The 26,801-nt window shown below is 64.0% G+C and carries 32 protein-coding genes and 1 tRNA gene; 13 read left to right on the top strand and 20 right to left on the bottom strand.

Annotation, left to right across the window (positions count from 1 at the left end):
* Positions 1 to 82: 82 nt before the first annotated feature.
* The 3 genes from gpt to LCM4577_RS14695 all read right to left on the bottom strand — a co-directional run bounded on the left by gpt (position 83) and on the right by LCM4577_RS14695 (position 2,378).
* Complete coding sequence (gene gpt, locus LCM4577_RS14685; RefSeq protein ID WP_040982355.1) at positions 83 to 583, bottom strand: xanthine phosphoribosyltransferase; 501 nt, start codon at positions 581 to 583, stop codon at positions 83 to 85.
* A gap of 136 nt (positions 584 to 719) precedes the next feature.
* Complete coding sequence (locus LCM4577_RS14690; protein WP_040981419.1) at positions 720 to 1,553, bottom strand: universal stress protein; 834 nt, start codon at positions 1,551 to 1,553, stop codon at positions 720 to 722.
* A gap of 84 nt (positions 1,554 to 1,637) precedes the next feature.
* On the bottom strand, positions 1,638 to 2,378 hold the full coding sequence (locus tag LCM4577_RS14695; RefSeq protein ID WP_071072019.1) for a competence/damage-inducible protein A: 741 nt from the start codon (positions 2,376 to 2,378) through the stop codon (positions 1,638 to 1,640).
* Positions 2,379 to 2,517: 139 nt separating this feature from the next.
* On the opposite strand from LCM4577_RS14695, the gene LCM4577_RS14700 reads away from it, so the two are divergent.
* Together LCM4577_RS14700 and LCM4577_RS14705 are read left to right on the top strand one after the other, a co-directional pair.
* Entirely contained in the window at positions 2,518 to 3,492 is a 975-nt protein-coding gene (locus tag LCM4577_RS14700; protein ID WP_071071931.1) for an alpha/beta fold hydrolase, read from the top strand.
* A gap of 180 nt (positions 3,493 to 3,672) precedes the next feature.
* Positions 3,673 to 3,945: a hypothetical protein gene (locus LCM4577_RS14705; RefSeq protein WP_040981413.1), complete on the top strand. Its 273-nt coding sequence runs from the start codon at positions 3,673 to 3,675 to the stop codon at positions 3,943 to 3,945.
* 148 nt (positions 3,946 to 4,093) lie between these two features.
* Here LCM4577_RS14705 and LCM4577_RS14710 read toward each other — a convergent pair whose 3' ends face one another.
* The 3 genes from LCM4577_RS14710 to LCM4577_RS14720 all read right to left on the bottom strand — a co-directional run bounded on the left by LCM4577_RS14710 (position 4,094) and on the right by LCM4577_RS14720 (position 5,980).
* Positions 4,094 to 4,333, bottom strand: coding sequence for a DUF2188 domain-containing protein (locus LCM4577_RS14710; RefSeq protein WP_040981411.1), 240 nt, complete (start codon positions 4,331 to 4,333; stop codon positions 4,094 to 4,096).
* A 123-nt stretch (positions 4,334 to 4,456) separates the two neighbouring features.
* Positions 4,457 to 4,735, bottom strand: a complete 279-nt coding sequence (locus tag LCM4577_RS14715) for a DUF982 domain-containing protein (protein ID WP_040981408.1) — start codon at positions 4,733 to 4,735, stop codon at positions 4,457 to 4,459.
* A 141-nt stretch (positions 4,736 to 4,876) separates the two neighbouring features.
* Positions 4,877 to 5,980 carry an NADH:flavin oxidoreductase/NADH oxidase gene (locus LCM4577_RS14720; protein WP_071071933.1) on the bottom strand — a complete coding sequence of 368 codons (1,104 nt, stop codon included), beginning with the start codon at positions 5,978 to 5,980 and terminating at the stop codon, positions 4,877 to 4,879.
* 153 nt (positions 5,981 to 6,133) lie between these two features.
* Between LCM4577_RS14720 and LCM4577_RS14725 the strand changes: the two genes are divergently transcribed.
* Positions 6,134 to 6,712 (top strand): NUDIX domain-containing protein, encoded by a 579-nt coding sequence (locus tag LCM4577_RS14725; protein ID WP_071034919.1) that lies wholly within the window; start codon positions 6,134 to 6,136, stop codon positions 6,710 to 6,712.
* A gap of 94 nt (positions 6,713 to 6,806) precedes the next feature.
* Here LCM4577_RS14725 and LCM4577_RS14730 read toward each other — a convergent pair.
* Positions 6,807 to 6,892 (bottom strand) — tRNA-Leu (locus LCM4577_RS14730).
* A 179-nt stretch (positions 6,893 to 7,071) separates the two neighbouring features.
* Here LCM4577_RS14730 and LCM4577_RS14735 point away from each other — a divergent pair.
* The gene (locus LCM4577_RS14735; protein ID WP_071071935.1) at positions 7,072 to 7,299 is read left to right on the top strand and encodes a hypothetical protein; all 228 of its coding nucleotides are present in this window, start codon (positions 7,072 to 7,074) and stop codon (positions 7,297 to 7,299) included.
* 248 nt (positions 7,300 to 7,547) lie between these two features.
* Here the strand turns inward: LCM4577_RS14735 and LCM4577_RS14740 are convergent, their stop codons facing one another.
* Entirely contained in the window at positions 7,548 to 8,201 is a 654-nt protein-coding gene (locus LCM4577_RS14740) for an outer membrane protein (protein ID WP_071034885.1), read from the bottom strand.
* Positions 8,202 to 8,360: 159 nt separating this feature from the next.
* Here LCM4577_RS14740 and ade point away from each other — a divergent pair, with 159 nt between their 5' ends.
* A complete protein-coding gene (gene ade / locus LCM4577_RS14745; protein ID WP_071071937.1) occupies positions 8,361 to 10,178 on the top strand; it encodes an adenine deaminase in 1,818 nt (605 codons plus the stop codon).
* Positions 10,179 to 10,184: 6 nt separating this feature from the next.
* On the opposite strand, the gene LCM4577_RS14750 is transcribed toward ade, so the two are convergent.
* Together LCM4577_RS14750 and LCM4577_RS14755 are read right to left on the bottom strand one after the other, a co-directional pair.
* Positions 10,185 to 11,348, bottom strand: a complete 1,164-nt coding sequence (locus tag LCM4577_RS14750; protein ID WP_040981401.1) for an alpha/beta hydrolase — start codon at positions 11,346 to 11,348, stop codon at positions 10,185 to 10,187.
* A 105-nt stretch (positions 11,349 to 11,453) separates the two neighbouring features.
* On the bottom strand, positions 11,454 to 12,530 hold the full coding sequence (locus LCM4577_RS14755; protein ID WP_040981399.1) for an alpha/beta hydrolase: 1,077 nt from the start codon (positions 12,528 to 12,530) through the stop codon (positions 11,454 to 11,456).
* A 233-nt stretch (positions 12,531 to 12,763) separates the two neighbouring features.
* On the opposite strand from LCM4577_RS14755, the gene ilvA reads away from it, so the two are divergent.
* A complete protein-coding gene (gene ilvA / locus LCM4577_RS14760) occupies positions 12,764 to 14,020 on the top strand; it encodes a threonine ammonia-lyase IlvA (protein ID WP_071034881.1) in 1,257 nt (418 codons plus the stop codon).
* On the top strand, positions 14,017 to 14,580 hold the full coding sequence (locus tag LCM4577_RS14765; protein ID WP_071071939.1) for a DUF1697 domain-containing protein: 564 nt from the start codon (positions 14,017 to 14,019) through the stop codon (positions 14,578 to 14,580). The genes ilvA and LCM4577_RS14765 overlap by 4 nt, the downstream gene beginning before the upstream one ends.
* A gap of 10 nt (positions 14,581 to 14,590) precedes the next feature.
* On the opposite strand, the gene LCM4577_RS14770 is transcribed toward LCM4577_RS14765, so the two are convergent.
* Both LCM4577_RS14770 and gloA read right to left on the bottom strand, forming a co-directional pair.
* Positions 14,591 to 14,878 (bottom strand): DUF2218 domain-containing protein, encoded by a 288-nt coding sequence (locus tag LCM4577_RS14770; RefSeq protein ID WP_071034918.1) that lies wholly within the window; start codon positions 14,876 to 14,878, stop codon positions 14,591 to 14,593.
* Positions 14,879 to 14,999: 121 nt separating this feature from the next.
* Positions 15,000 to 15,440, bottom strand: coding sequence for a lactoylglutathione lyase (gloA, locus tag LCM4577_RS14775; RefSeq protein WP_040982345.1), 441 nt, complete (start codon positions 15,438 to 15,440; stop codon positions 15,000 to 15,002).
* 261 nt (positions 15,441 to 15,701) lie between these two features.
* Between gloA and LCM4577_RS14780 the strand changes: the two genes are divergently transcribed.
* From LCM4577_RS14780 to LCM4577_RS14795, 4 genes are all read left to right on the top strand, one after another.
* On the top strand, positions 15,702 to 16,295 hold the full coding sequence (locus LCM4577_RS14780; protein WP_041007146.1) for a cold-shock protein: 594 nt from the start codon (positions 15,702 to 15,704) through the stop codon (positions 16,293 to 16,295).
* A gap of 113 nt (positions 16,296 to 16,408) precedes the next feature.
* Positions 16,409 to 16,903: a DUF192 domain-containing protein gene (locus tag LCM4577_RS14785; RefSeq protein ID WP_071071941.1), complete on the top strand. Its 495-nt coding sequence runs from the start codon at positions 16,409 to 16,411 to the stop codon at positions 16,901 to 16,903.
* A 10-nt stretch (positions 16,904 to 16,913) separates the two neighbouring features.
* Complete coding sequence (locus tag LCM4577_RS14790; protein ID WP_071071943.1) at positions 16,914 to 17,681, top strand: alpha/beta fold hydrolase; 768 nt, start codon at positions 16,914 to 16,916, stop codon at positions 17,679 to 17,681.
* Between the two features lie 23 nt (positions 17,682 to 17,704).
* Positions 17,705 to 18,205, top strand: coding sequence for a GNAT family N-acetyltransferase (locus LCM4577_RS14795; RefSeq protein WP_071071945.1), 501 nt, complete (start codon positions 17,705 to 17,707; stop codon positions 18,203 to 18,205).
* A 31-nt stretch (positions 18,206 to 18,236) separates the two neighbouring features.
* Here LCM4577_RS14795 and speB read toward each other — a convergent pair whose 3' ends face one another.
* The 7 genes from speB to LCM4577_RS14830 are packed head-to-tail and all read right to left on the bottom strand — an operon-like array spanning position 18,237 to position 24,059.
* Complete coding sequence (gene speB / locus LCM4577_RS14800) at positions 18,237 to 19,202, bottom strand: agmatinase (protein ID WP_071072020.1); 966 nt, start codon at positions 19,200 to 19,202, stop codon at positions 18,237 to 18,239.
* Positions 19,203 to 19,215: 13 nt separating this feature from the next.
* Entirely contained in the window at positions 19,216 to 19,983 is a 768-nt protein-coding gene (locus tag LCM4577_RS14805; protein ID WP_244508329.1) for a creatininase, read from the bottom strand.
* Positions 19,984 to 19,999: 16 nt separating this feature from the next.
* Complete coding sequence (locus LCM4577_RS14810; RefSeq protein ID WP_071071947.1) at positions 20,000 to 20,707, bottom strand: SDR family NAD(P)-dependent oxidoreductase; 708 nt, start codon at positions 20,705 to 20,707, stop codon at positions 20,000 to 20,002.
* Complete coding sequence (locus LCM4577_RS14815) at positions 20,701 to 21,456, bottom strand: SDR family NAD(P)-dependent oxidoreductase (RefSeq protein ID WP_071034873.1); 756 nt, start codon at positions 21,454 to 21,456, stop codon at positions 20,701 to 20,703. The genes LCM4577_RS14810 and LCM4577_RS14815 overlap by 7 nt, the downstream gene beginning before the upstream one ends.
* Complete coding sequence (locus LCM4577_RS14820; protein WP_040981383.1) at positions 21,453 to 22,223, bottom strand: ABC transporter ATP-binding protein; 771 nt, start codon at positions 22,221 to 22,223, stop codon at positions 21,453 to 21,455. The genes LCM4577_RS14815 and LCM4577_RS14820 overlap by 4 nt, the downstream gene beginning before the upstream one ends.
* Before the next feature lie 10 nt (positions 22,224 to 22,233).
* The gene (locus tag LCM4577_RS14825; RefSeq protein ID WP_244508330.1) at positions 22,234 to 23,016 is read right to left on the bottom strand and encodes an ABC transporter permease; all 783 of its coding nucleotides are present in this window, start codon (positions 23,014 to 23,016) and stop codon (positions 22,234 to 22,236) included.
* 50 nt (positions 23,017 to 23,066) lie between these two features.
* Positions 23,067 to 24,059 carry an ABC transporter substrate-binding protein gene (locus LCM4577_RS14830; RefSeq protein ID WP_071071951.1) on the bottom strand — a complete coding sequence of 331 codons (993 nt, stop codon included), beginning with the start codon at positions 24,057 to 24,059 and terminating at the stop codon, positions 23,067 to 23,069.
* A 117-nt stretch (positions 24,060 to 24,176) separates the two neighbouring features.
* On the opposite strand from LCM4577_RS14830, the gene LCM4577_RS14835 reads away from it, so the two are divergent.
* Complete coding sequence (locus tag LCM4577_RS14835; protein WP_071071953.1) at positions 24,177 to 25,115, top strand: LysR family transcriptional regulator; 939 nt, start codon at positions 24,177 to 24,179, stop codon at positions 25,113 to 25,115.
* A gap of 4 nt (positions 25,116 to 25,119) precedes the next feature.
* Here the strand turns inward: LCM4577_RS14835 and LCM4577_RS14840 are convergent, their stop codons facing one another.
* Positions 25,120 to 25,725, bottom strand: a complete 606-nt coding sequence (locus LCM4577_RS14840; RefSeq protein ID WP_071034868.1) for a hypothetical protein — start codon at positions 25,723 to 25,725, stop codon at positions 25,120 to 25,122.
* 121 nt (positions 25,726 to 25,846) lie between these two features.
* On the opposite strand from LCM4577_RS14840, the gene cysE reads away from it, so the two are divergent.
* Entirely contained in the window at positions 25,847 to 26,695 is an 849-nt protein-coding gene (gene cysE, locus LCM4577_RS14845) for a serine O-acetyltransferase (protein ID WP_041007130.1), read from the top strand.
* Positions 26,696 to 26,801: the final 106 nt, after the last annotated feature.

Raw genomic sequence — 26,801 nt, forward strand, 5'->3', positions numbered from 1 at the left:
CTCTGGTGACATGAGGGCCCGCTCGGCCGGCGTGATCGTCCGTGATCGGTTCCGGCCAGATTTTTCAGGCAATAGCGGCCGTTCAGCCCGCGTGATCATCCGCGATCGGCTTCTGGTACGTGAAGCCCATATCCCAGGGAAAGTAGATCCAGGTGTCCTGGCTGACCTCGGTGACGAATGTATCGACCAGCGGCCGGCCCTTCGGCTTGGCATAGACGGTCGCAAAATGCGCCTTCGGCATCATGGCGCGCACAATGCCCGCGGTCTTGCCGGTATCGGTCAGGTCGTCGATGATGAGCACGCCGGCGCCGTCATCGGCAAGCAGCGAAGGCGATATCTCCTTCAGGACCTGCAACTGACCCTGGCTGGTGTAGTCATGATAGGAGGCGACGCAGACCGTCTCAATAATGCGGATGCCGAGCTCGCGCGCGATGATGGCGGCGGGCACCAGTCCGCCACGCGTGATGCACACGATCGCTTTCCATTGTCCCTTGCTGGCGCCGGAAAGCCGCCAGGAAAGCGCACGGGCGTCGCGGTGGAACTGGTCCCACGAGACGGGAAAAGCTTTTTCGGGAAGGGACATGGTTCGCACTCCGCAAGGCGCGCCGTCGGCGCGCAGAAACACTGGAATGCAGGCGGAATTAGCCGGAAAGCGCCGGGCTTGGCAAGGGGAGGGCTGGCCAGGGCTGTGGACTCTAGGCGCGTCGCGCTAAAATGAATCAGCGCGACAGGAAGGCCGCCACATTCGTCGTGCGCAGCACCGTGCGGGTGACGCCGCCGAACAAGAGCTGGCGCAGCCAGGAGTGGCTGTAGGCGCCGAGCACCAGAAGATCGGCGCCGGACTCGGTTATCCGCGACTGGATGATATCGTCGACCGAGGAGCCGTCCGATTTCTGCACGCAGACGCCGACATTGGCGCCGTGACGCGACAGCGCCGCTGCGATCTCGGCGCCGGCGGCTTCCGGAGATTCATCGAGTGTCTCCGGCGGGTCGATGACGAGAATGTCGGTCTTGTCGGCCTCGGCGATGAAGGGCAGGGCATCGAAAGCCGCGCGAGCCGCTTCCTTGCTGCCGTTCCAGGCAAGCAGCACACGCCGGAAGGTGGTGACCAGCGGCCCGGCGTGGGGCACGACCAGYACCGGCCGGCCGGCATCGTAGACCAGCGTGTCGACGTCGGCGCTCGGGTCGCCGCCGGTATCGCGCTGCGCGGCGATGATCAGATCGGCGGCGCGCACGCTCGAGATGCCGGTCAGCGCGCTGTCGCCGGAGAAGCTTTCCAGGCTCCGCCACTCGAAGGACAGGCCGGATTCCTCGATCCGCTTCAGGAAATAGGCCTGCAACTTGTCGGCCCGTTCTTTGTTCATCTCGGCCGAGACCTGGAGGAATTCGGTATCCGGGAAGCCGGTGGCCGATGTGTAGGGCACGGGAAGCGCCTCGGCATGGATGCCGACGAGATGGCTCTCGAACCTCTCGGCAAGCGGAAGGGCGCAATCGAGAACGCGCTCGGCGTCCTGTTCGTTCTGCAAAATGGCAACGATTGTCTTGAAGCGCATGACCGGTCCCTCAATTGTTTGCGCTACGCGCGTGCGCAGCGAAGGAACGCCTCAGCGCGTTGACTGGTTCCAGCCGAACGGCGGTCAGTCGGCCTTGACGAAGCCCGCCACCATCGCCTCGACGTCCTTGCGCGCGGCCTCGAGCGCTTCCTCGCTGCGGGCTCGGACGACGAGCTCGGTCCAGAATTTGCCGTCGCCATATTTGGGATAGGAGCCGATGATCGTGTCGGGATGCGCCTTCTGGATCTCAGCCAGCGGCCCGCCGATCAAGCCCTCGCCGAAGGGACAATGCACCGTGGCCGACAGCATCTTCGTGCCGGCCTTGAGCGTCGGCACGACATTGTCGAGCATGGCCTGGAAGATCGACGGCACGCCGGCCATGACATGGACATTGCCGATGCGAAAGCCCGGCGCGACGGAGACGGGATTGTCGATATGGTCGGCGCCGCGCGGCATGCGCGCCATGCGCTTGCGCGCTTCGGTGAATTCGATGYCGCGCCCGGCATAGCTTGCCTCGAGCAGCGCGTAGGCCTTGGCGTCGTATTCGCAGGGCACGCCGAAGGCCTTGGCGATCGAGTCGGCGGTGATGTCGTCATGCGTGGGGCCGATGCCGCCGGTGGTGAAGACGTAGGTATAACGGGCGCGCACGGCATTCACCGCCGCAACGATCTCGTCCTCCTCGTCGGGGACGATGCGCACTTCCTTCAGATCGATGCCGATCGCCGTCATGATGTCGGCGAGATGGCCGATGTTCTTGTCCTTGGTGCGGCCGGAGAGGATCTCGTCGCCGATGACGAGCATGGCGGCGGTGACGATTTCAGGCATGGCGGGCTCCGGCGCAAAAGGTCGCCTGAGATAACGCGGCCGGCGGTCGGCCGCAATCGAAACCGGGAATGTGTCGGATGCGCGCTTGTGGCGGCGGCCGTTGCGGATATGGTGCGGTCGGTCGGGCCGGGGTGAAAACATGCCGATATCGATTGTCTTGTGGCTGCTCGCCGGCCTGCTTGCCGCAGCGGCCCTTGCCGTGCTCGCCCTGTTGCTTGCGACCTGGAGGATCGCGGCAAAGGCCGAAGGACTGGTGCCGCCTTGCGGGAAATTCATCGAGATCGACGGCAACCGCATCCACTATTTGGAAGAGGGCGAAGGCAGACCTATCGTCTTCGTGCACGGGCTCGGCGCTCAGCTCCACCATTTCCGCCACACGATGTTCGGGCGTTTCGGTCCTGGTTTCCGGCTGATCGCGCTCGACCGGCCGGGTTCCGGCTATTCGGTTCGGGCAAGGGGCGCGACCGGCCGATTGCCCGAACAGGCCGACATCGTGCGGCGCTTCATCGAGGAATTGCGCCTGGAGCGGCCGCTCGTCGTCGGCCATTCGCTCGGCGGGGCCATCGCGCTTGCTCTGGCAACCGGGCACCCGACGGCAATTTCTGGCATTGCGCTGCTCTCGCCGCTGACGCATCACGAAGCGAGGATACGCCAGCGGTTTGAGCTGCTCTATGTTCCATCGCCGCTGCTGCGCCGCGTCCTGGCCTATACGGTGGCGATACCGCTCAGCCTTCGTTACGCGCGGCCGACGCTGAGGTTCATTTTCGCGCCGCAAGCGGTCCCCGCGGACTACATGGTCGCCGGCGGGGGATGGCTCGGCTTGCGTCCGTCCCACTATTTCGCCACATCCACCGATGTCGTGGCCGTGGAACGGGACCTTGGCGAAATCGAACGGCGTTACCGCGACATAGCGATGCCGTCAGGCATCCTGTTCGGCACCAGCGATCAGGTGATCGGCGAGGCCGTTCATGGCGAACCGATGCTGGACAAGATTAAGGGCCTCGACTTCGAACGGGTCGAAGGTCTCGGCCACATGCCGCAATTTGTGGAACCTGAACGGGTCGTGGCCTTTATCCAACGTGTCGCCATGCGTGCCTTCGCTGTCGCGCAATGATTTCGGCTGGCGCCCCGCGCCGCCCACGGCCGTTCACGAGACGTCACATAAAAGTGTCGGACATTCTGTCCCACCCGGGATTTCCAATGGAACTTTAGCCCCCGCCGCACGGTTTCGTCAGTATCGCTGTGGGGCTTCGGCCCCACGTATTTTTTGCGATCAAGAGAATGGAGAAATCCGATGCTTACAAGACTTATCGCAGCCTCGGCGCTGGTGCTGGCCATGGGGAGCGCGGCGATGGCGCAGTCATCCGATGACTGGTGGTGGTGGCACCGCGACAATCGTCCCACGGCGAGCGAGCAGGTAGACCCTTATACCACAGGCAGCATCAATGGTGGCTCTGGGCTGACCACCTACGGCAATACCGGCACCCTTGGCCCGTGCGCGGACACCACGCCTGGTCCGGATGCCAACTCGCAGCAGAACGTCAACGACCATTACTGCGGCAAATAGGACCGCATAGTCGCCGGCGGCCGGTATGAAGCCTTGGGCTTTGCCGGTCCCGGAGACGCCGCCTCCTAGGCCAGAGCGTTTCACCGTTTCCGTGAACGGTGGAACCCGATTCCGGGCGGAAGCCCGACCGCTCACACTTCCTGGAATGCTAGTCGGATACTTCGGTCTGCGGGCGATCGCGGCCGTCGGCCAGTTCGTCGTGCCACTTGCCTTCGGAATCCTCATACTGGATGCCGTCCGTGGTACCGGCGACCTGCTGCTCGGCCGAGGCGATTTCGGCGGCGCGCAGCGCTTCCTGGTGCGTGCGGAAAGTTTCTGAGAATGTCGAGCCGACCTTGTAGGCCCAGCCGCCATCATGCTCGACGATCTTGTAAGTCAGCTTCGCCATGGAATCCTCCGGTTAAGAAACCCGCTAGTGCGTTTCACCGTTTCACGGAAACGGTGAAACGCCCCGTCTCCTTGTTATACGCAATTCCGGACGGAAAACCGCTCACACTTTTCATGGAATTGCTCAGTGCAGCTTTGCGTCGGGCAGCCTGTCTTCAGGAACCAGCACGTCCGATTCCCTGGCCGCCTCGACGAGGGCGCGACGTGCGTCCGCTGTCGAACGATAACCTTCCAACGCTTTGAGGCAAGTGTCGAGAGCATCACGATGGCGCTCGCCGCGATTGAGCGGCCAAACGGTCATCAGGCACTCGGCGGCCTCGCGGGTGCTTCGGATTTGGCGATATTTGCCGACATGGCCGAGCTCGACCACCACCGGCTTTTCAAAGGGCTTGTTGTCTATCATGGCCGCCAACGTAAAACGGCCAAATTGGTTGCAGTTGTGGCGAGGATCCTGCGCCCAAACGTCTCAGGACCCTCGTCCCCCCGGCTTTGTTTTGACGCAATTCCGGACGGAAAACCGTGTCACACTTTTCCTGGAATTGCTCTAGCCGGCGGCCTTCATCCAATGCTGCATCGTCGTCACCGAACGTGCCAGTTGCGGCGCGGGATGGATTTCCTCGCCGAAGGCAGCCGCCGCGCGCCAGCCCCAGCGCGGGTCGGCCAGGAATGCGCGCGCCAGCGCCACCATGTCGGCACGACCGTCGGCGACGATCGCCTCGGCCTGGCTCGGATCGTCGATCAGCCCCACGGCGCGCGTCGGAATGCCGGCGCCCTTGCGCACGGCTTCCGCCAGATGCACCTGGTAGCCGGGCCCGGGCGGCACCTGCTGCAGGGGCGAATTGCCGCCACTGGAGCAACAAATATAGGCGATGCCCTCGGCCTTCAGCGCCTTGGCCACCTCGATCGCGTCCTCGACGTCGAAACCGCCGTCGACCCACTCCTTCACCGAAAGGCGCGCGCCCAGCATCATGGATGGAGCGGCCTTCCTCACCGCCCTGGCGATTTCGACCGCGAAGCGCATGCGGTTTTCCAGCGACCCGCCCCAGCGGTCAGTCCGCCGGTTGGAGAGCGGCGACAGGAACTGGAAGATCAGATAGCCATGCGCGGCATGCAGCTCGGCAAAGTCGAAGCCGGCACGTTCGGCGCGCACGGCCGACTGTGCAAAACGCCCGATGAGACCCAGGATCTCATCCTCCTCCAACGCGTGCGGCACATTCCAGCCGGTGTCATAGGCAATGGCCGAGGCGGAAACCGTCTGCCACGGGTCTTCTCCAGGCTGCAGTGGACCGCCGCCTTCCCAGGGTTTGCGGTTGGAGGCCTTGCGGCCGGCATGGGCCAACTGGACGCCGAACTTCGTGTTAGGCGCGGCGACACGCCTGGCGGCGTCGAGCGTGCGCTTGGCGGCCGCCTCGTTGTCGTCTGAATAGAGGCCGAGGCAGCCATGCGAGATGCGTCCGCGCCGCTCGACATCGGTCATTTCGACGGTAACCATGCCGGCGCCCGACATTGCCAGGTTCATCCAGTGATGGAGATGCCAGTCGCTGGCCGAGCCGTCCTCGGCCGAATACTGGCACATGGGGGCAACCGCGATACGATTGGGGAAGGTGAGGCCGCCGAGGGTGATCGGCTGGAAAAGCGATGACGTCATGAAACGGGCTCCTGGCGAGATACCGCTATCTAGGCAGTCGCGGCGCGTCGCGCCAGACACGAGCCGGTGAAACTGCCGCTGGACCAGTCGGTTTCCAGGATTGCGCGGGTTATCGTTCGCCGCTACCCCTTTGCGGCCAACATGGAGATCGTCATGGAAGATCGCATTCGCATCCGTTCGGAGGAAATCCTTTCGGACGACTGGGCGGTGCTGAAGAAGACGGTGCTCGACTATCGTCGCCGCGACGGGCGATGGGAGACGCAGATCCGACAGACCTACGATCGCGGCGACGGCGCGGTGATCCTGCCCTTCGATCCGCAGCGCTCGACCGTGCTGCTCGTACGGCAGTTCCGTTTCCCGGCTTACGCCGTGGGCCATCGCCAGCCGCTGATCGAGGCCTGCGCCGGCTTGCTCGACGAAAACGATCCCGAAACCGCCATCCGCAAGGAGGCGGAAGAGGAACTGGGCTATCATCTGAAGGATGTCGAGCGGCTGTTCGCGCCGTTCATGAGCCCGGGCAGCGTGACGGAGCGGCTCTGGTTCTTCACCGCGCGTTATTCGCCGGCCGATCGCATTTCCGACGGCGGCGGCGCGCCGGAAGAGGGCGAGGACATCGAGGTTCTGGAAATGCCGTTGGACGAGGCGCTGGCCGGTATCGCCGACGGCCGCATCGTCGATGCCAAGACCATCATCCTGATCCAGCACCTGAAGCTCAACCTGATCAAGGCTTGAGCCTGTCTTCGGCTACGTGCTTCGGTGTTGGTGGCCTGCTACCCGAAGCTCCTCCTTCGCCTAGGCTTCGAAGGAGTCGTCAAAGAGCGAATGGTGGTGCGGACGACGGGAATCGAACCCGTACGATCATAGATCGAGGGATTTTAAGTCCCTTGCGTCTACCAATTCCGCCACGTCCGCAGGCGTGCCCTTTTCAGATGCCTGATATGAGCCGTCAAGCGATGTTTAGGGTCGTCCGCAGTTTGCGCGGGCGGCTGTTGCATAGATTTAACATTAGTGATGTTTAAAATGCCAAGTTCTCCAAACCGATCTCATTAGCCTTTGTCTGCGAGCATCGGGCCGGCATTGATGGTGGGACCATGCGTGGGGCAGGCTGGATCAGGGGACTCAGGGAGGCGGAGGCGCGGCAGCTGCGCTGCGAGATCGATCGGCTCGAACGAGGGCTGATCGAGGCCGCCAACTCGAAGGCCAAATGGAACCTGCATGAGGTCGCGCACACGCTGCGCTGGCAAAAAGCGCGGCTGCGGCGTCTGGAGGAGTGCCTCGCCGCCATGYCTGAAGGAAAGAGGGCTTCGGACCGATCCTGACCGGCCGGTCGCAATCCTCGGCATATCCGCCATTGTCCGGGCCCAGCGCGAGCGGGCGATTGGAAAATGGCGCGATCGCGGAATTACGATCTGCTAAAGGAATGCTAGGTTTTGCGGTGCGGTCGATCCGCCGAGGCCGGCGTCCATAGGCCCCTACCCATTCCCCCGCCCCCTGCGGGCGCCGGCCACCTGAATTTTCGGAAGACGATGCGGGAGATGTTTTCCGCATCGCTGCGGCGCCGCAAGCCTCAGAATTTGTAGCTGAAATTCACGCCTAGCGTCTGCAGCTTCACGTCCTGGTCGCGCTCGGTGAAGGTGTCCGAAGCGTCGAAATGCTCCTTGCCGAAATCGTAGTAGCGGTATTGCGCGCCGACGACGACATTGTTGGTCAAGGCATAGTCGACGCCGGCGCCGAGCGTCCAGCCGGTGCTGGTGCGGGTTCGGGCAAAGGTGGTGCCCGCCGCCTGCGAGGTCTCGATGCCGGCGAAAGCGACGCCGCCGATGCCATAGATCAGCACGCGATCCATGGCATAGCCTGCCTTGGCATTGATCGACCCGAACCACTTGACGTCGGTGCCGAACGTGTTTCCCGGCGCGGCGTCGGCGGTGCCGTCGATCGAGGCGTAGTTGAGATCGGCCTCGGCGCCGAGCACGGCCTGGTCGAACTGCCAGAGCCCGGCGACATGGCCGCCGACGAAACCGCCGTCGATGTCGGGCTTCACCGACCCGCCATCGACGGTGATGTCGGACCGGCTCCAGCCATAGCCGGCCTGCATGCCGGCATAATAGCCGGTCCAGTCGAAGCCGGGCGCGGTCATCGGCAGATCAGCGCCCAAGTCCGCCGCCCAGGCAGACCCGGACAGGGCAAGAAAGCCGGCACTGGCAAGCGTCAGTCGACGCATCGAGCGCTCCGAAATGGCGGTTCCGAAAAACTCCTGAGCGTAAACTAGCCTCATTCATCGCCAAACGGAATTGTATCTCTGCAACAGTGGTTTACGACCTGACGCTCTGGCTCCGGGCGCCGACATTTGCGAAACTGGCCCATGCAGAGGACTCAGCCAATGACGAACGCCAAGCCGACAAGCGCCGCAAAGCCGAAGCCGTGGACGGAGGCGGCGACACATCTGGTCGATGTCGCGATGGGCCGAAAGCCCGCGGATCTGGTCATCCGCAATGGGCGCTGGGTGAATGTCCATTCGGGCGAGATCATCCCACGCACCGATATCGCGATCGCCGCCGGCCGCTTCGCCTATTGCGGGCCGAATGCCGGCCACGCCATCGGGCAGGGAACCAAAGTGGTCGACGCCGGCGGACGCTATCTGGTGCCCGGCCTTTGCGACGCGCACATGCATGTCGAGAGCGGCATGGTGACGGTGACGGAATTCTGCCGAGCCGTGATCCCGCACGGCACGACGTCGATGTTCATCGATCCGCACGAGATCGCCAATGTGCTTGGATTGCCGGGCGTTCGCCTGATGCATGACGAGGCCGTCGCGATGCCGATCAACGTGCATGTGCAGATGCCGTCCTGCGTGCCTTCGGCGCCGGGGCTGGAGCACGCCGGCGCCGAATTGACGGTCGCCGACGTGGCCGAGGCGATGACCTGGGAAAACATCATCGGGCTGGGCGAGGTGATGAATTTCCCTGGCGTCGCCGCCAACGATCCGGTGATGTCGGGCGAAATCGCCGAGACGGTCAGGGCCGGCAAGACGGTGGGTGGGCATTATGCGTCGCCCGATCTTGGTCTGCCGTTCCACGGCTATGTCGCGGGCGGGGCGGAGGACGACCATGAAGGCACGCGCGCGGAGGACGCGATCGCACGGGTGCGCCAAGGCATGAAGGCGATGCTGCGGCTCGGGTCGGCCTGGTACGACGTGGCGGCGCAGATCAAGGCAGTGACTGAAGGCGGCATCGACCCGCGCAACTTCATCCTGTGCACCGATGACAGCCATTCCGGCACGCTCGTGCATGAAGGCCATATGGACCGCGTGGTGCGGCATGCCATCAGCCAGGGGCTGAAGCCGGTGACGGCGATCCAGATGGCGACGCTCAACACCGCCCAGCATTTCAGACTGGAGCGCGAGATCGGTTCCATCGCGCCGGGACGCCTGGCCGATCTCCTGATCGTTTCCGACCTTGCCCAGATGACGATAGACGAAGTCTATGGCCGCGGCGTCCGGCTGGCGAAGGCCGGCAAGCTCGAGATCGACATTCCTGCCTATGACTATCCGCAATCCGCGAAGAACACCGTCAGGCTCGGCAAGGCGCTCGCGGCGAAAGACTTCGACATTTTTGCGCCGCAGGGCGCCAACGAGGTGCGGGCGCGGGTTATCGGCGTGATCGAGAACCAGGCGCCGACGCGGGCTCTCGAGGCCGATCTCGCCGTCGAGGACGGGTTGGTCGCCATGGATCRCCGCAACGACATCTGCCAGATCGCGCTGGTCGAGCGCCATCGCGGCACGGGCGGCGTCACTAACGCCTTCGTTTCCGGATTTGGTTACGTGGAGGACTGCGCGATGGCGTCAAGCGTGGCGCATGACGCGCACCACATCATCGTCGTTGGCACCAACAAGAAAGACATGGCTCTAGCCGTCAACCGGCTGAGCGAGGTGGGCGGCGGCGTCGTGCTTTATTCCAAGGGCAAGGAACTGGCGTTGGTCGAGATGCCGATCGCCGGCCTGATGTCCGACGAACGCGCCGAGATCGTCGCCGCGAAGGCCGAGCAATTGACCGAGGCCATGCGCAAGGTCGGCTGCTCGCTCAACAACGCCTATATGCAGCATTCGCTGCTGGCGCTGGTGGTCATTCCGGAGCTCAGGATTTCGGATGTCGGCCTGGTCGACGTGACGACGTTCCAGAAGGTCGACCTTTTTATCTAGGGCAGATCATCCGCCGGTCGCGATGGTCAGCACCTTGAACGGCGTGGTGATGACGACCTCCGCAACTGAACCGACCGCCTTTCCCAGGCCCTGGCCGATATTGTTGAGCTGCGTCGGGTCGGGCTCATCCGAGGCAAGGCCTGCTGGGGTGCGCAGCCGGTTGCCCAGCAATTGCACCAGGAAAGGGTTGTCGGCGAATTTGGCATGGTTCAGGCCGCCGTCGCCGCCCTTGGCCTGGGTCAGGTCGACGACCGTCACGCCGTAATTGGCCAGATCGGCGGCGTTGCCGTAATCGCCGACGCGCGGCTTGTCGCCGGAAATGAAGCTCGACAGCTTCAGCGCGCGGTCGTCGCCCGAAAGCAGGATGGCGAAGGGCTTGTCGGGCTTGCCGTAGCGGATCATCTGCTTCTTGAAGACATCGACGTCGATGTCGGGCGAGGCGAGGATGACATAGCCGAGCTTGCCGCCGAGATCGCGGTCGCCGGTGATGGCGAGCTGACGCAAAGCTTCCATCGTGAGCCAGGTGCCCATGGAATGGGCGATGATGTCGATGCTCTTGACGCGCGTCTTGGCGAGCATCCTGAGCGTCGCCTCGAGGTCGTCTCGTGCGGCGGTCGAGCTGTCCTTGTCGTAGATGTAGCCGGTCGCCTTGGCGCTCGATGCCCATGAGAACAGCACCGGCGTTCCGGGATATTTGGTGTCGTGCGCGATCTGCGTGATGCGGTAGACGCCGTCGTCAAAACCATTGTTGAAGCCGTGCACGAACACCAAAGCGCGGTCGCCGCGCATGGAAACGTCGGCGCCAACCGCCTTGGCGAATTGCCGCGCGTCGCCATAGTGGACGACATCGGTGGCGGTGAACTGCTTGGCCGGGTTGGAGTCGGCCGAGCCCTTGGCGCGCTCGATCGCGCCGACCTGATGGATCTTCGGCACGGTGACGTCCACGCGGGCATAGCTGGTGGTCAGCGAACGGTCGCCGTCGAACACCTGGCGGGGATCCTTGGTCGCCTGCTGGCGGGTGGTGGCGACGAAGATCTCATGCCTGGCGGCAATGTCGGAGGCCGGCGCCGCAACCGCCTTGCGGTTGAGCAGATCGTGCGTGGGACCGGCACAGCCGGCGAGGGCGAGCGCGAAGGCAAGGCCGACAACGATCTTCACATGCACAGTCACCCGGGGTCCCCCAAGGGCGGCAAACTCTCTATTACTCCGATAAAGCCAGAGGGCTGCCGGGTCCAGTTCAAAGTCCATGCGACGCGGAAACCCGCACCGATAGGGTTACTGCGCGGCCAGTTGGCGGATGCGGTCCGTCACATCGCGATCGCTGGCAAAGCCGTCGTCCTCGCGCAGCCGCTGTCCGATCATCTGCACCATCATCGGGTTGTCGGCGAATTTGGTATGATTGAAGCTGTCGGCGCCCTTGATCTTGGAGAGGTCGACCACCGTGACGCCGTAGGAGGCGAGGTCGGCGGCATCCCTATAGTCGCCGACGCGCGGCCGCGATCCGGCGATCAGGCCGGAGAGCCGCAGCGCCCGGTCGTCGTCCGACAGAAGCAGGATGAAGGGCTTGTCCGGCTTGCCGTAGCGGCGCATCTGGCTCTTGAAGACGTCGACATCGATGTCTGGCGAGGCGAGCACCACGTCGCCGAGCTTGCCGCTGAGATCGCGGTCGCCGGTGATGGCGAGCTGGCGCAGCGTCTCCATCGTCACCCAGGTGCCCATCGAATGGGCAACGATGTCGATACGCCGGGCGCCGGTCTGCGCCAGCATCCTCAGCGTCACTTCCAACTGGTCGCGGGCCGCTGCGGCGCTTTCCTTGTCGTAGACATAGTCGGTGGTCTTGGCGCCGGACGCCCAGGAGAACAGAACCGGCGTGCCCGGATAACCGGAATCGTGGACGATCTGGGTCAGCCGGTAGACCGCATCGTCGAAGCCGGTGTTGTAGCCATGGACGAAGACCATCACGCGGCCGCCGCGGGCGTCGATGTCGGCGTTGAGGGCGTTGACGAATTTCGGCTGCGTGTCATAGCCGACGACTTCGGAGGCCATGAAATACTTCGTCGGGTCGTTCGACTTGCCGCGCGAGCGGCGCTCGATCTGGCCCGTCTGGTGAACCGGCGGAACCGTGACGTTGACGCGGGCGTAGTTGAGCGTCGCGGAGCGTTCGCCGTCGAAGACCTTGTTCGGGTCGTCGGACCGCTTGCGCGTGGTGGCGATGAAGATCGAATGGTTGCCGGCGATCTCGGTCGCCTGCGTCGGCACGACGACGCTGCCCAGTATTTCCTGCGCCGGGTGGCCCGCGCAGCCTGCCGTCAGCAGGGCAAGGGCAATGATCAGAATTGTCTTCAACCGCACGTCGACACTTTCACTGCAATTCCACCGCGGCCACAATTGGCCGTCCACCTCCGCGAAAATCTCCCGGACAGCCGAAGTGCGGCTAAAGTAAGTCGTGTCCAGCGGAAATTGGCTCAGCGCCGGGCGAGGACCATCGGAGTGTTGCGCGAAAGCCAAAACGGCGGCAGGAAGGTTTACCGGCCCGGTCGATGGCTGTCCTGGCGTGTGCCGCCGAGATCAAATGAGGGACTTCTGTGAACAGCTTCTCTTCTCGCGTCGCCGCTGCCGCTGAAGCGATCCGCGGAATCTTTCCGGAAACGCCGCTGCAGGAGAACGATTATCTGTCGAAGAAGACCGGTGCCCGCGTGCTTTTGAAGCGCGAGGACCTGACACCGGTGCGTTCCTACAAGATCAGGGGCGCCTTCAATTTCTTCCGCAAGGCGCTCGCCGCAGGCAACAATGCCGAGCTGTTCGTCTGCGCCTCTGCCGGCAACCATGCACAGGGCTTCGCCTTCGTCTGCCGGCATTTCGGCAAAAGGGGCGTCGTGTTCATGCCGGTGACGACGCCGCAGCAGAAGATCGACAAGACGCGGCTGTTCGGTGGCGATTTCGTCGAGATCAGGCTGGTCGGCGACTTCTTCGACGATTGCTACCGCGCCGCCTTCGAATTCACCGAGAGCGCCGGCGCGCATATGGTGCCGCCTTTCGACCACAGGGACATCATCGAGGGCCAGGCGACGGTTGCCTGTGAGATCGCGGCGCAGATGCCGGGCGGGCGCGTGCCCGACATCGTCATGCTGCCGGTTGGCGGCGGCGGCCTTGCCGCCGGGGTGACGCATTATTTCGCCGACCAGCATCGCGAGCCGCGTTTCGTGTTCTGCGAGCCGGCGGGCGCGCCGAGCCTCGCCGAGAGCCTTGCCAACGGCAAGCGGGTCAAGCTCGCCAAGGTCGATAATTTCGTCGATGGAGCCGCGGTGGCCGAGATCGGCCGCGAGCCGCTGCGCCATCTCAAGGAGTTCACCGCGGACGCCGTGCGCCTGGTGCCGGAGAACCGGCTCTGCGCCACCATGATCGAGATGCTCAATGTCGAGGGCGTCGTGCTGGAGCCGGCCGGAGCGCTGGCGATCGACGCGCTCAAGGATTTTTCGCGCAAGGAGATCAGGGGCAAGACGATCGTCGCCGTTGTCTCCGGCGGCAATTTCGACTTCGAGCGGCTGCCGGACGTGAAGGAGCGGGCGCTGCGCTTCGAGGGGCTGAAGAAATACTTCATCATCCGCTTTCCGCAGCGGCCGGGCGCGCTGCGCGATTTCCTTGAAATGCTCGGTCCCGACGACGACATCGCCCGCTTCGAGTACCTGAAGAAGTCAGCGCGCAATTTCGGTTCGGTGCTGATCGGCATCGAGACCAAGGACCGGCGCAATTTCGACCTGCTGAAGGCCAATTTCGACGCCGAGGGCGTGCAATATCAGGACATCACCGACAACGAGACGCTGGCGGGATTCATCATATGAGCGCAAAACAAAGCACGGTTTTCGTGGCGCTGTTTTCCGGCATCAATGTCGGCGGCAACCGCATCGTCAAAATGGCGGAACTCAAGGCCTTCTTCGAAGGTCTCGGCTTCAGCGGTGTCGCGACCTATGTGCAGAGCGGCAATGTCGTGTTCCGGGCGAAGAACGGGGACGCGGCGGCGCTGACCAAGGAACTCGAGACAGCCTTCGAGAAGAAGTGGGGGTTCAATTCGCGCATCCTGGTGCGCGACGCCGGCTGGCTCGAGCGGCTGGCGAAGGACAATCCCTATCCCGAGGTCGCCGGCGAGCCGACCAAGCTGCACGCTTATGCGCTGGAGCGCGAGCCGACGGCAGAGGAAATCAAGCGGCTCGCCGACAAATGCACCGGACCCGAGCGCTTCGAGATCAAGGGCGACGTGCTTTACCTGCATGCGCCGGACGGGCTCGGCAAATCTGTGTTCGCCAACCTCATTCCACGTACCTTGAAGGTGCCGGGCACGGCGCGCAACTGGCGCAGCGTGCTGGCGCTGCTGGAAATGGCCGGCAAGGCCGGCGGCGCCTGAAGCCGTAGAGCTAAGCAGCCTTTTGCCAGTCGAAGCTCAATTCCTCGCGGAAGGCGAAGCGCTTGATGTGGTCGGCGACCACGCTCTCCAGCCGCTCCAGCGAAGCCGTATCGTCGGCGGCCAAGGCGATATGCAGCGCATGATCGTCGGCGTCCATCACGGTGCGGCCGATCGAAAGCTGGATGGCGCCATGCCACAGGTCGAACTCGACCGGGAATTTGTGCGACCAGTGTTTGCAGAGCTGCTGCAGATAGCGGCTGGCATGTTCGGTGGCGACATCGGCGCGGCTGGTCGGCATGAGATTCTCCTGGCGGATGAAGAAACGCCAGCCCCGATAAGGCTGGCGCCAATGGCAGATAGATAGGCACAGCCTGGCCAAACGCTAGCGGCCGCCGGTCAAATCGGCGTCGATCGCCGGTTTACCAGACGCCGGTGTTCGCCATCGAGGCCCACGGCTCGGCCTTCGCCTTGGCGGGGCCCTTCTGCAGCAGCTCGATCGAGATGCCGTCCGGCGAGCGGATGAAGGCCATGTTGCCGTCGCGCGGCGGACGATTGATGGTCACGCCATTGTCCATCAGCTTCTGGCAGGTGGCATAGATGTCGTCGACCTCATAGGCGAGGTGGCCGAAATTGCGGCCGCCCTTATAATCCTCCGGGTCCCAATTGTAGGTCAGCTCGACCAGCGGCGCCTTCTCATTGATGCCGCTCTGCTCGTCTTCGGGCGCGGCGAGGAAGATCAGCGTGTAGCGGCCCTGCTCGTTTTCGTAACGGCGCACCTCCTTCAGGCCGAGCTTGTTGCAGTAGAAATCGAGAGACTGGTCGATATCGGCGACGCGGACCATTGTGTGCAGATAGCGCATGGCGGCTTCCTCGGGATTGTTGGGGTTGCCAGGCACCATAGGAGCCGTTCGGCGAAAGGGCAATCGTCCGACAATAGCGGCGGAGCGATCGATTTTCGGCCTCGCGATTCGTGTTCGGCAAGCGCCGGCAAACAACATTTCAGCCTTTCCGGTGCTGAACGGTGAAAAAAGGCACGTCAGCCCTTGCACACCCCGGAAGCCGCAGTGTTAATCTCTTGGCAAGAATCAGTTGCGGTTTGGTTGGAAAAAGGGGGCATTCTTATGGGGGAAAAGGCCTCTTTTACGAGGCGGGACGGAAGCCTTGACGACGCCTTGAGACGGGACAATGGCGGCGACCCCGCCGAGCTTGTCGAAATCGCCGGCGCTATCAAATGGTTCGACGTGGCCAAGGGCTACGGCTTCATTCTTCCGGACGACGGTGTCTCGGGTGATATCCTCCTCCATGTGACTTGTCTTCGAAAGGACGGCTTCCAGACGGCGCTCGAGGGCGCGCGGGTCGTCTGCCTTGTGAAACAAGGCGAGCGCGGGCTGCAGGCTTTCCGGGTCCTTTCCATGGATGCCTCGACGGCCGTGCACCCGGCGGAGCAGGAACAGCGCACCCACGTTACCGTCAGCCCGGAGAGCGGTCTCGAGCGGGCCCTGGTCAAGTGGTTCAACCGCACCAAGGGTTTCGGCTTCCTGACGCGGGGCGAGGGAACGGAAGACATCTTCGTCCACATGGAGACGCTGCGGCGCTACGGTATAACCGAGCTCCGGCCGGGCCAGGTCGTGCTCGTCCGCTTCGGACGCGGCGACAAAGGCCTTATGGCCGCCGAAATCCACCCCGATATGGGTACCTTGTCGGTCTCGCACTAAGGGCCTCTCGACGCCGTCGACAGTCCCCGCGCCGCGGATCGAGCATATTGTCCGAAAGCCGGTTCCACTTCTCCGGATCATGGTCTAGGACGAGGGTCTGGACGAGGTACCCCATGGCTCATCGCAATTGGCTGACCGCGGGCGCGCTCTGCGCCGCGATCGTTTTCGCCGCCTGTTTCATCGCCGCGAGACCGAGTTCGGCGGATGCGATGCTGCTGCCCATCGACCGGGCGCCGCTGGTGGTGGCGACCGGCTCGGGCGAGCGTTCCTTCTCCATCGAGATCGCCGACACCTCCGCCGAGCGGGAGGCGGGACTGATGTTTCGCCGGACGATGGCCGACGATCACGGCATGTTGTTCGTCTTCGAAAGAACCGGCGAGGTGGATTTCTGGATGAAGAACACGCCGATGGCGCTCGACCTCATCTTTGTCGGCCCGGACGGCAGGATCAAGGCCATCAAGCGCGGCGAGCCCGAATCCGAAGCGATCATCTCGCCCGGACAGCCGGTACGCTTCGTGCTTGAACTGAAGGCAGGCACGGCCGCCAGGGACGGCATCAAGGAAGGCGATCTCTTGCGCCATCCGGCCATCAGCGCCGGTTCCAACTGAAAGCGGTTTGATGCAATTCCTTTCGCATGACGGTTTCGAGCTCGCCTATCTCGATCGCCAGCCGGCCTCGGGGCAGGGCGACCCGGTGCTGATGATCCATGGCTTTGCCTCCAGCCACTATGTCAACTGGGTCTCGCCGGGCTGGTTCAAGACGCTGAACGACGCCGGCTACCGGGCGATCGCTTTCGACCACCGCGGCCACGGCTCGTCGTCCAAGAGCTATGACGAGGCCGATTACACGCCGCAAAAGATGGCATCCGACGCGGCCGCGCTGCTCGATCATCTCGGCATCGAGCGCGCGCATGTCATGGGCTATTCGATGGGCGCGCGTGTTTCGGCTTTCCTGGCGTTGTCCGATCCTCAGAAGGTCGCGACGCTGGTGTTCGGCGGCCTCGGCATCGGCATGGTCGACGGCGTCGGCGACTGGGACCCGATCGCGGCCGCCCTGCTGGCGGAAGACCCTTCCCAGACCACGCATCCGCGCGGYCGTTCCTTCCGCGCCTTCGCCGACCAGACGCGCAGCGACCGCCGCGCGCTCGCGGCTTGCATCGCAAAGTCGCGCGAGCTGCTCAGCGAGGACGACATGGCTCGCATCGCTCAGCCGACGCTGATCGCCGTCGGCACGAAGGACGATATCGGCGGCTCGCCGGACGAGCTTGCCGCTTTGATGCCCAACGCCAGGGCCTTCCACATCGAGGGCCGCGACCACATGCTCGCCGTCGGCGACAAGAGCTTCAAGCAGCGCGTGCTCGAGTTCTACRCCGAAAACCCGCTCTGAGCGGGGCGCTCTTTGGCCTGACAATGGTCGATCTTCTCGTCACCTATATGGAGATGCTGACGCCCCCGCAGGGCGCGCCGCTTGCGTCACCGTCGCCGGACGCGATCGTGACGCGCGAAAGGCTCGATCCTGCCAGTTATCTCGACCTCTACCGCTCGGTCGGCGGACCGGTGCAATGGGACCAGCGCCTGCGCATGCCGGAAGCGGACCTCGAAACGCTGCTTGCCGGCGCTTCTACGCATATCCATGTGCTGCGCGTCGATGGCGAGGCCGCAGGCTTCTGCGAGTTCAACAATGTCGGCCAAGCGGCTATCGAGCTCGTCCACTTCGGGCTGGTCCCGGCCTTTCAAGGCAAGCGCTTGGGTCCGTTCCTGCTCGATCAGGCGTTGCGCGCGGCATGGTCGCATCGGCCGCAAAGACTGTGGCTTCACACCGACACCTATGATCATCCGGCGGCCCGGTCGGTTTACGAGCGCGCGGGTTTCAGAGGTTACGCGGAGAGGATCGAGACCTTTCCAGACTAGTCGGAAGGCGCCGCGCGCTTTCCGTAGCCATCTAGGCGCGGGCTCTCCTATCGGCCAGGGATCTCGCCATGACGCACAACAGCTCGAACATCATCGTCGCGCCGGCCAGCGCCGTCATGCCGGCAAGATCAAACGGAGGCGAGACCTCGACGACATCGGCGCCTGCGAAATTCAATCCGTCCAGCGATCGAACCATCTCCTGCGCCTCGCGCGTCGTGAAGCCGCCGAGCTCCGGCGTGCCGGTGCCGGGGGCCATGGACGGATCGATGCAATCGATGTCGAACGTCACGTAGGTCGGGCTGTCGCCGACAAGATCGCGCGCTTCCTGCATGACGGAAGCGACGCCGCGCCGGACGAACTCTTCCATATAGATGACGCGCACGCCTTGGGCGGTCGCCCAGTCGTGCTCGCCTGGCTCATAGATCGACCCTCTGATCCCGATCTGGACCACACGCTTGGGGTCGAGAAGGCCTTCCTCGATCGCGCGCCGGAAAGGCGTTCCGTGCGTATAGGGATTGTCGCCGAAGTAGCGGTCGTTGGTGTCGGAATGGGCGTCGAAGTGGATCATGCCGACCGGCGCCTTGCGGGCCACCGCGCGCAGCACCGGCAGCGTCGTCAGATGATCGCCGCCGGCGGCCAGGGGGAGCGCTCCCTCGGCGACGATGGCCGCAATGCCGTCCTCGATGCGCTTCAACCCGTCGAGCAGATTGATGGGATTGACCGACAGGTCGCCGACATCGGCAATGTTGGCGATGCTGAACGGCTCCGTTCCCGAGACGTGGTGGACGCGGCGCATCAGGCTCGACTGGTTCCTGATTTCGCGCGGACCATGGCGGGCGCCGGCCCGGTTCGTCGTGCCGCCGTCCCAGGGAATCCCGACAAGCGCGATGTCGAGCCCCTTCGCCGTCGGCACGGCCGGCAACCGCATGAAGGTGGAAAGTCCGGCAAAGCGCGGCACCTGCGCGGCGTCGACGGGTTGGTGGAAGCTGTTCTGCATGGTGTTGGTCATCTCAGGCGAATTCACGTTTGACGATTTCGGCGATGCGCGTTTTGCAGTCGCTCAGCAGCCAGCGGCCCTTCTCGGCAGAGGAGCCTTCGGTGAGCGACAGCACGCCCGAGGGCGGCACTTCTTCGGCAGGGCGAGGATAACGGTCATAGGGCTTGAAGCGGGCCGGGCCGTCATGCAAGGCCCGGTCGAGATCGACGAGTTCCGGGCGCAGCGCCAGCATCATCGAGGTTTCGATCACGCTTGCATGTTCCAGTTCGATGCCGGGATAACCGTCGGGAAACACCCGGGCGAGGGTTTCAGGGCGAAGCATTTCCCAATGATCGATACGCAGGATGGTCATGTCCGCGGCGCGGTCGCGACCGATCGCGTCGAGCGCCAGTTCGATGCCCTCGATGGACGGGCCGATGTTTTCGTAATGGCCGTTGAGCACCACGATGCGCCGCACCTTCTGACGATGCAGGTCGCAGATCACGTCCTTGACCAGAAGCGAAAAGGTGTGCGCGGTGATGTTGACCGTGCCGGGAAAGGCCGGGCCGCCGCCGGTTCTCGGCTGCGAACGATTGCCGTAGGCGATCGTCGGTGCKACGAGGCCGCCCACTTCCGACGCCACACTCGCGGCAATGGCGGTCGGGATCACGACATCGACGTTCATCGCCATATGGTGGCCATGCTGCTCGGTCGAGCCAAGCGGCAGGAAAATCGGCGCGCCGGCCGATATCCTCCTTTGGGCTTCGGGCCAAGGCAATTCGGCCAGGAAAACGCTGTCCATCACGATCTTTCCCATCTCAAAGCATGGCCGCGCCGCCATTGGCGCCGAGGCATTGTCCGGTGAAGAACGTCGCGCCGGGACCAGCGAGGAAGACGACGGCTGACGCGATTTCCTCAGGCCTGCCGATCCGGCGCAGCGGATGCATCGTCTCCTGAGCCTGCTGGTTCTCGCTGAGGGCGTCGAAGCCCAGCAGCGGGGTGTCGGTCGGTCCCGGCGCGACGGCGTTGACCAGGATCCGCGGCGCGAGTTCCCGCGCCCAGGAACGGGTGAGGCCGAGCAAAGCGGCCTTGGTGGCGCAATAGACCGAAGCCTCGGCGCGGCCGAGATAGGCGAGTTCCGAGGCGATGTTGATGATGCGGCCACCATCGGCGAGGTGAGGCAGCATTTCCCGCGTCATCAGGATGGCGCCGCGGACGTTGACCGCGAACATGCGGTCAACGTGTTCAGCCGAAATCCGGCCGAGCGGTGCTTCCTGAAGGATGCCGGCATTGTTGACCAGTATATCGCAGCCGCCGAGCCGGCGCGCGCCTTCGGCGGCGGCAGCGACGATATCGCCTTCCCTCGCGAGGTCACAGGCAAGGATGGGCAGGTCCCGCTCGGATCCGATCAGATCCAGCCCGATGACCGTGGCGCCGGCTTCCCGCAGCGCCAGCGCCGTCGCCCGCCCGATTCCGCTGGCGGCGCCGGTGACGAGCGCGCGCCTTCCATGCAGTGCAGCTACCAAGGCACTTCTCCCCTGTCGACGCCGAGCGATTGTCCGGTGATGTTGGCGGCAAGCTCCGAGGCCAGGAAGAGGTAGGTGCCGGCGACGTCATCCGGCACCATGAGACCGGGCAGCGCCTGTCCATCGACAATCGCGTCGAGCAGCTCGGCCTCGCCGCGGCCGTCATGCTCGGCCATGCGGCCGAGGGAGCGCATGGAAGACTCGGTCCGCACCCAGCCAGGGCAAACGGCGTTGACGCGAATGCCTTTCGGGCCGAGTTCCCTGGCCCAGGTTTTCGTCAGGCCGATGATGGCGTGCTTGGAGGCCACATAGGCGCCGAACCTCGCTTCGGCGACGCGCCCCCAGATCGAGGCCGTGTTGACGATCGAACCGCCGGCCGGCATGCGCGGCAAGGCTCGCGCCGTGACCAGGGCGGTTCCGATCACATTGATCTCGACGATGCGGCGGAACGCAGCCTCGTTGTCGTCGCCGGCGTCATCGACCGGCGTCATCAGCTCGAGGCCGGCATTGTTGACGAGCACGTCGATGCGGGCGAGGGGGGCGAGCGCCGCCGCAACCGCCTCGCGATCGGCAATGTCGGCCTCGGCGCCGGTGGCATTCAGTTCACGCGCCCGCTGATGGATGGCCGCATCGTTGGCGATCAGGTGCAGCGTGGCGCCGGCCTGAGCGAAGCGGCGCGCTATGCCGAGCCCGATGCCTCGGCTCGCCCCCGTGATCACCACGACCCTGCCGGAGAAGGTGAGGCTCATACCGCTGTCCCGGTTTCGTTGCGGATCAGATGAAGCACCTTGTTGCGCAGCTCGAAGAACTTCTGCGTTTCGCGGATTTCCAGCGGCCGCTGCGGGCCGAGCTCGGCCGCCACGTCGATATCGGCGACGACCGAGGCGGGCCGGCGCGAGAACAGGATGATCCGATCGGCGAGGAACACCGCTTCCTCGACGTCGTGGGTTACGAAGATGACGGTCTTTTCCTCGCGGATCTGGATCAGCCGCAATTCGACCTGCAGACGCTCGCGCGTCAGCGCGTCGAGGGCGCCGAAGGGCTCGTCCATGAGGAGCACGTCGGAGCCGGCGGCAAGCGTGCGCGCGATGGCGACCCGCTGGCGCATGCCGCCTGAGATCCGGTTCGGATAGGAAGCGGCAAAATCAGCAAGGCCGAACAGGTCCAGATAGTGGCGTGTACGCTCCGACTTTTGCGCCGACGTGATGTCGTTGCGGTAGCGCATGCCGAAGGCGATGTTGCGTTCAACCGTCAGCCAGGGGAAGGACGAGTAGGACTGGAACACCATGCCGCGTCGCCGGTCGGGCCGCACGACCTTCTCGCCGCCAAGCAGGATGGAGCCGGAGGTCGGTTCGTCGAGCCCGCCGACCATCCTCATCAGCGTGGTCTTGCCGCAGCCCGACGGGCCGAGAAAGACGACCAGCGAGTTGCGCTCCAGGCCTAGGTTGGTTTTCCGCACCACTTCGACAGGGCCGAAGGACTTCGCCGTATCGGCGAACTGGACATAGGCGCTCATCGTCGTGCCCTCACAGATACCGGAACAGCCGGCGGTGAAGCAGGCGAAGCAACTGGTCGGTGACGAGGCCGATCAGCCCGATGACCACGACTCCGGCCATGACCTCGGGCGTCTTGACGAAGCGGCGCGCCGTCCAGATCACGTAGCCGATGCCGGAATCGGCGGCGACGATCTCGGYGATGATCAGGTAGGTCCAGCACCAGCCGAGCGTGATGCGCAGGTTGTCGATGAGGGTCGGTCCCATCCAGCGCAGGGCGACGTCCGTCATCACCTGCCGCGAATTGGCGCCGACCGTGCGGGCCACCTCTACGAATTCCTGCGGCACCCGCCGCATGTCGTCGGCCACCAGCAGCACGAGCTGGAAGAATGTGCCCAGCCACAACAGGAAGACCTTGGTTTCCTCGCCGACGCCGAACCAGATTATCGACAACGGCACCAGCGCCGGAACCGGGAGGTAGCGGATGAAGTCGATCATCGGCTCCAGCACGGCGCCGATGATGCGATAGGAGCTCATCATGATGCCGATTGGAATCGCCATCGCCGCCGCCAGCAGGAACGCGATCCAGACGCGAGCGGTCGACACGGCAACGTGCCAGACGAGGTTCTGTTCGGTCAGCATCGTCCACAGGGCGGCGACCACGCGGGTGGGCGAGGGCAGGAATTGCGGCGCGATGATGCCGGAGCGCGCGGCCGCCTCCCAGGCCGCCACCACCAGGAAAGCCGCGGCGATGCCGACCGAAAGTTCCACCATCGGCGCAACACGGCCGCGGAAGACGAACAGATTGCTGAACAAAATCGCTATCCCTGGGGTGATGGGGGAGGCTGCGGCGCGTATCGGAAGACCTACTTCGCAGGCACTTTGTTGATCACCGAATTGTCGATCTGATCGGCGGCGATCAGCTTGTTGTCGGCGGCGCCGTTTTCCAGGTTGAGCTGCATGACGGTGTCGAAGATGCCGTGCAGGGTGCCTTTCTCGCCCGGCTTGCCCATATAGGCGAGCGACTCGGAAAGCGTAGTGTAGGAGAGCGAGCCGTTGACGATCCCCTTCACCTCATCCGGCGTCAGCCCGAAATGCTTGGACGCCATCTCGGCGAACTTGTCCGGCTCGGCCTTGATGAAATCGACGGCTTCATAGATGCAGCCGAGGAAACGGGCATATTTGTCCGGGTTGGCCTTGAGATCATCGTTGCGCACGATGATCGCGTCGATGATGATGCCGCGATGATCCTTGGATGAGATCAGCATGCGCGCGCCCGGTCGGGTCGAGGCCTTGAGCGCCTGCGACATGAACGGCTCATAGGTGGCGATCGCGGCGATCGAGGGATCGACGAACACCGCGCCGGTGTCGGCGGAGGCGATATCCTTGATCTGAAGGTCTTTCAGCGACAGGCCCGCCTGCTTCAGCTCCATCTGCAGCAGCAGGCGGGCGGGGATATTGGGCTCCGCGGCCACCACCTTGCCCTTGAGGTCGGCCACCGACTTGACGTTGTCGTCGGTGATCACGCCGTCGCCGCCAACCGATTCATCGATCGTGCCGATGATGATGCCGGGGGTCGAGGCATCGCGCGGGCGGCCCTGATATTCGCCGACCGAACGCATCTGCAGTTCGATGTCGCCGCGCGCCATCGCCGCCATGACGTTCGTCAGGTCGTCCTCGAACTTGATGCTGACATCGAGATCCTTCTTGGCGAAACAGCCAAGATCGGAAGCAATGTGGACAGGTGCAAATCCCAACCATGTGGGCGCCAGGATGCGAATCTGGTCGGCGCTGAAGGCGGATTGCGCGCTGGCGAGCACGAGCGCGGCGGACAAGGCGAAGGCCCTGAATGACTTCATGATTGTTCCCCAATGTTTTGTGTTTGTTTTGCGCAGGCTCGCGGCTTTCAACATTGATGTAAATGAGTTTATTTAGAAGCATACATCGAAGAACATCGATGTGACCGGGGGAAAAGTATGCGCCGGCTGGACAATATCGATATCCGCCTGCTTCGCGTCTTCGTGGCGCTGGCCGACTGCGGCGGCTTCGCGGCCGCCCAGATCACGCTCAATCTGTCACAGCCGACGCTGAGCACGCACTTGGCCGAACTGGAAAAGCGCATCGGCGCGCAGCTCTGCCATCGCGGGCGCAAGCAATTCCGGCTGACCGAGGTCGGCCGGGCCACCTACGATGCCGCGCAGAAGCTGTTTCGCGACCTTGACGATTTCGGGCATCGCATCAGCGCGGCCAGCGGCAGCCTGTCGGGGCGATTGCGGCTCGGCACGTCGGACGGCGTGTTCACCAGCGCGGAGCTCGGCATCCAACATGCCCTGAGCCGCTTCATGGGGCCGGATTCCGATGTTTTCATCGACCTGACGGTGGGCACGCCGTCCGAGCTCGAACAACAGGTCGCCGACGGTGGCCGGGACGTCGTCATCGGACCGCTGTCGCAAAAGGCGCCGGGCGTCGTCTACCGCGATTATTGCGGAGAGCCGCATCTCCTCTACTGCGGGCGGCGCCACCCCCTATTTGCCGTGCCGGATTCGACGATCGACAAGGCGGCTATCGACACCGCCCGTTTTTCGGTCCGCAGCTACCGGCATTTCGACGACCTCTATCTCGTCGGCCATCCGCGCGCGAGCGCGTCCGTCGTCCATATGGAGGCACAACTGATGCTGATCCTTTCGGGCAACTTCATCGGCTTCCTGCCTTGCCATTTCGCGGATCCATGGGTGGCAAAGGGCGAAATGCGGGCGATCCGGCCGAGAGCCTACGCATTCAGCTCCGTCCACCGCGTCGCCTACCGCAAGGCCGATGCCCAGAGTTTGCTGGTCCAAGCCTTTCTCGAGGCGCTCTTCGACCCGGCGCAGGCGACGAAATCCGGGACGACGCGCGATCCGGCAGTCCGTCCTTGATCGATCAGGCCGGATTTTGCAGAGCCTGCAGCGATCGGCTCAGGTTCTTTATGGCCTGTGCCTCGAACCTGTCGCGGAACGCTTGCGTGTAGAAAATATGCGACCGGGCGAGGAAATTCTGCAGGACGGCCGAGCGGCCGGCGCGCCACATCGGCTCCTCGACCCAGCCATATTCCAGCCGGACCGCCTTCTCGTAAGCATCGAAGACCGCCGGTTCGGCGCCGAGGATCGCCAGATCCATGTCGAGCAGAAGGGCCGCATCGCTGAGCGCGCCGTCGTCGCGGAAAGGCGGCAACTGGTGCGTGGCGGTGGCATTTATCATTGCCGCGATGCGGGCGAGGCGATGGGGAACGACGCGCCCGGCGAGCCTTCTCTCGGCCAGCTCGGCGCTTTTTGCCTCATTGTCCTTGGCGCGGCTGTCATAGATGGCGTCGTGGAACCAGATCGCCGCCTCGACGGCCTGCGGATCATCGAGAAGGTGCCGGTATTCGCTTGCCAGCGCCAGCATCGCTTCGATATGGGCCAAGCCGTGATACTGGCGATCCGCTGCCTGGTAGAGCGCTGCAAGCTCGCTTTTCAGCGCGTCGTCGATCAAGGGTTCGTTTTCCATCGTCGCTTGAATTTGGGTGAACCAGGTCCATTTGACAAAGCACTAAGGAAAATTGAGTTCAACCGTGCTACGATCTGGCCTATATGTGCCGCCGGAGAATGAGCAAGGCCGGAGAGCGTCGATGAACAGCGTTACGATTGCCCGCCCCAGCATGGTGCAGCCGGTCGACCCGATCTGGCGGTCGATCCGCGACGAGGCGATGGAGGCGGTGAACCGCGATCCGCTGCTCGCGGCCTTCCTCTATTCGACCATCCTCAACCAGGAGAGCCTGGAAGAGGCTGTGATCCACCGGCTGGCCGAGCGCCTGGCGCATCAGGATATCGGTTCCGATCTCATCCGCCAGACCTTCAAGGCGATGCTGGACGACGATCCGGAGTGGAGCTCGACGGTTCGCGTCGACATCCAGGCCTATTACGACCGCGACCCGGCCTGCGACCGCTTCATCATGCCGGTTCTCTATTTCAAGGGTTTTCACGCCATCCAGACGCACCGGCTGGCGCATTGGCTGTGGAACCAGGGCCGCAGGGACTTCGCGCTCTACCTGCAGAGCCGCTCGTCCTCGGTGTTCCAGACCGACATCAATCCGGCCGCCCGCATCGGCAAGGGCATCTTCCTCGACCATGCCACGGGCCTGGTCGTCGGCCAGACGGCCGTTATCGAGGATGATGTCTCGATCCTCCATGGCGTGACTTTGGGCGGCACCGGCAAGGCCAATGGCGACCGCCACCCGAAGATCCGCCGCGGCGTGCTGATCGGCGCCGGCGCCAAGATCCTCGGCAATATCGAGATCGGCCATTGCTCCAAGATCGCGGCCGGCTCGGTGGTGCTGTCGCCTGTGCCGCACAACAAGACGGTCGCCGGGGTGCCCGCGCGCGTCGTCGGCGAGACAGGCTGCGACCAGCCTTCGCGGCAGATGGACCAGCTTCTGCCGTCGCAGAGCATGGACCACGTGGTCAGCTTCGACATCTGACCTCCGCCATCCGCGGAAACCGCCGAAATCCGGCCGCCAGGTTCGGCGGCTTTTGTCCTATGCAATTGTCCCGGCTTGCCTTTACATGGCCATCGTTGGCGTGTCA

The sequence above is a fragment of the Mesorhizobium sp. LCM 4577 genome, assembly GCF_001854795.2.
Classification (GTDB): domain Bacteria; phylum Pseudomonadota; class Alphaproteobacteria; order Rhizobiales; family Rhizobiaceae; genus Mesorhizobium; species Mesorhizobium plurifarium.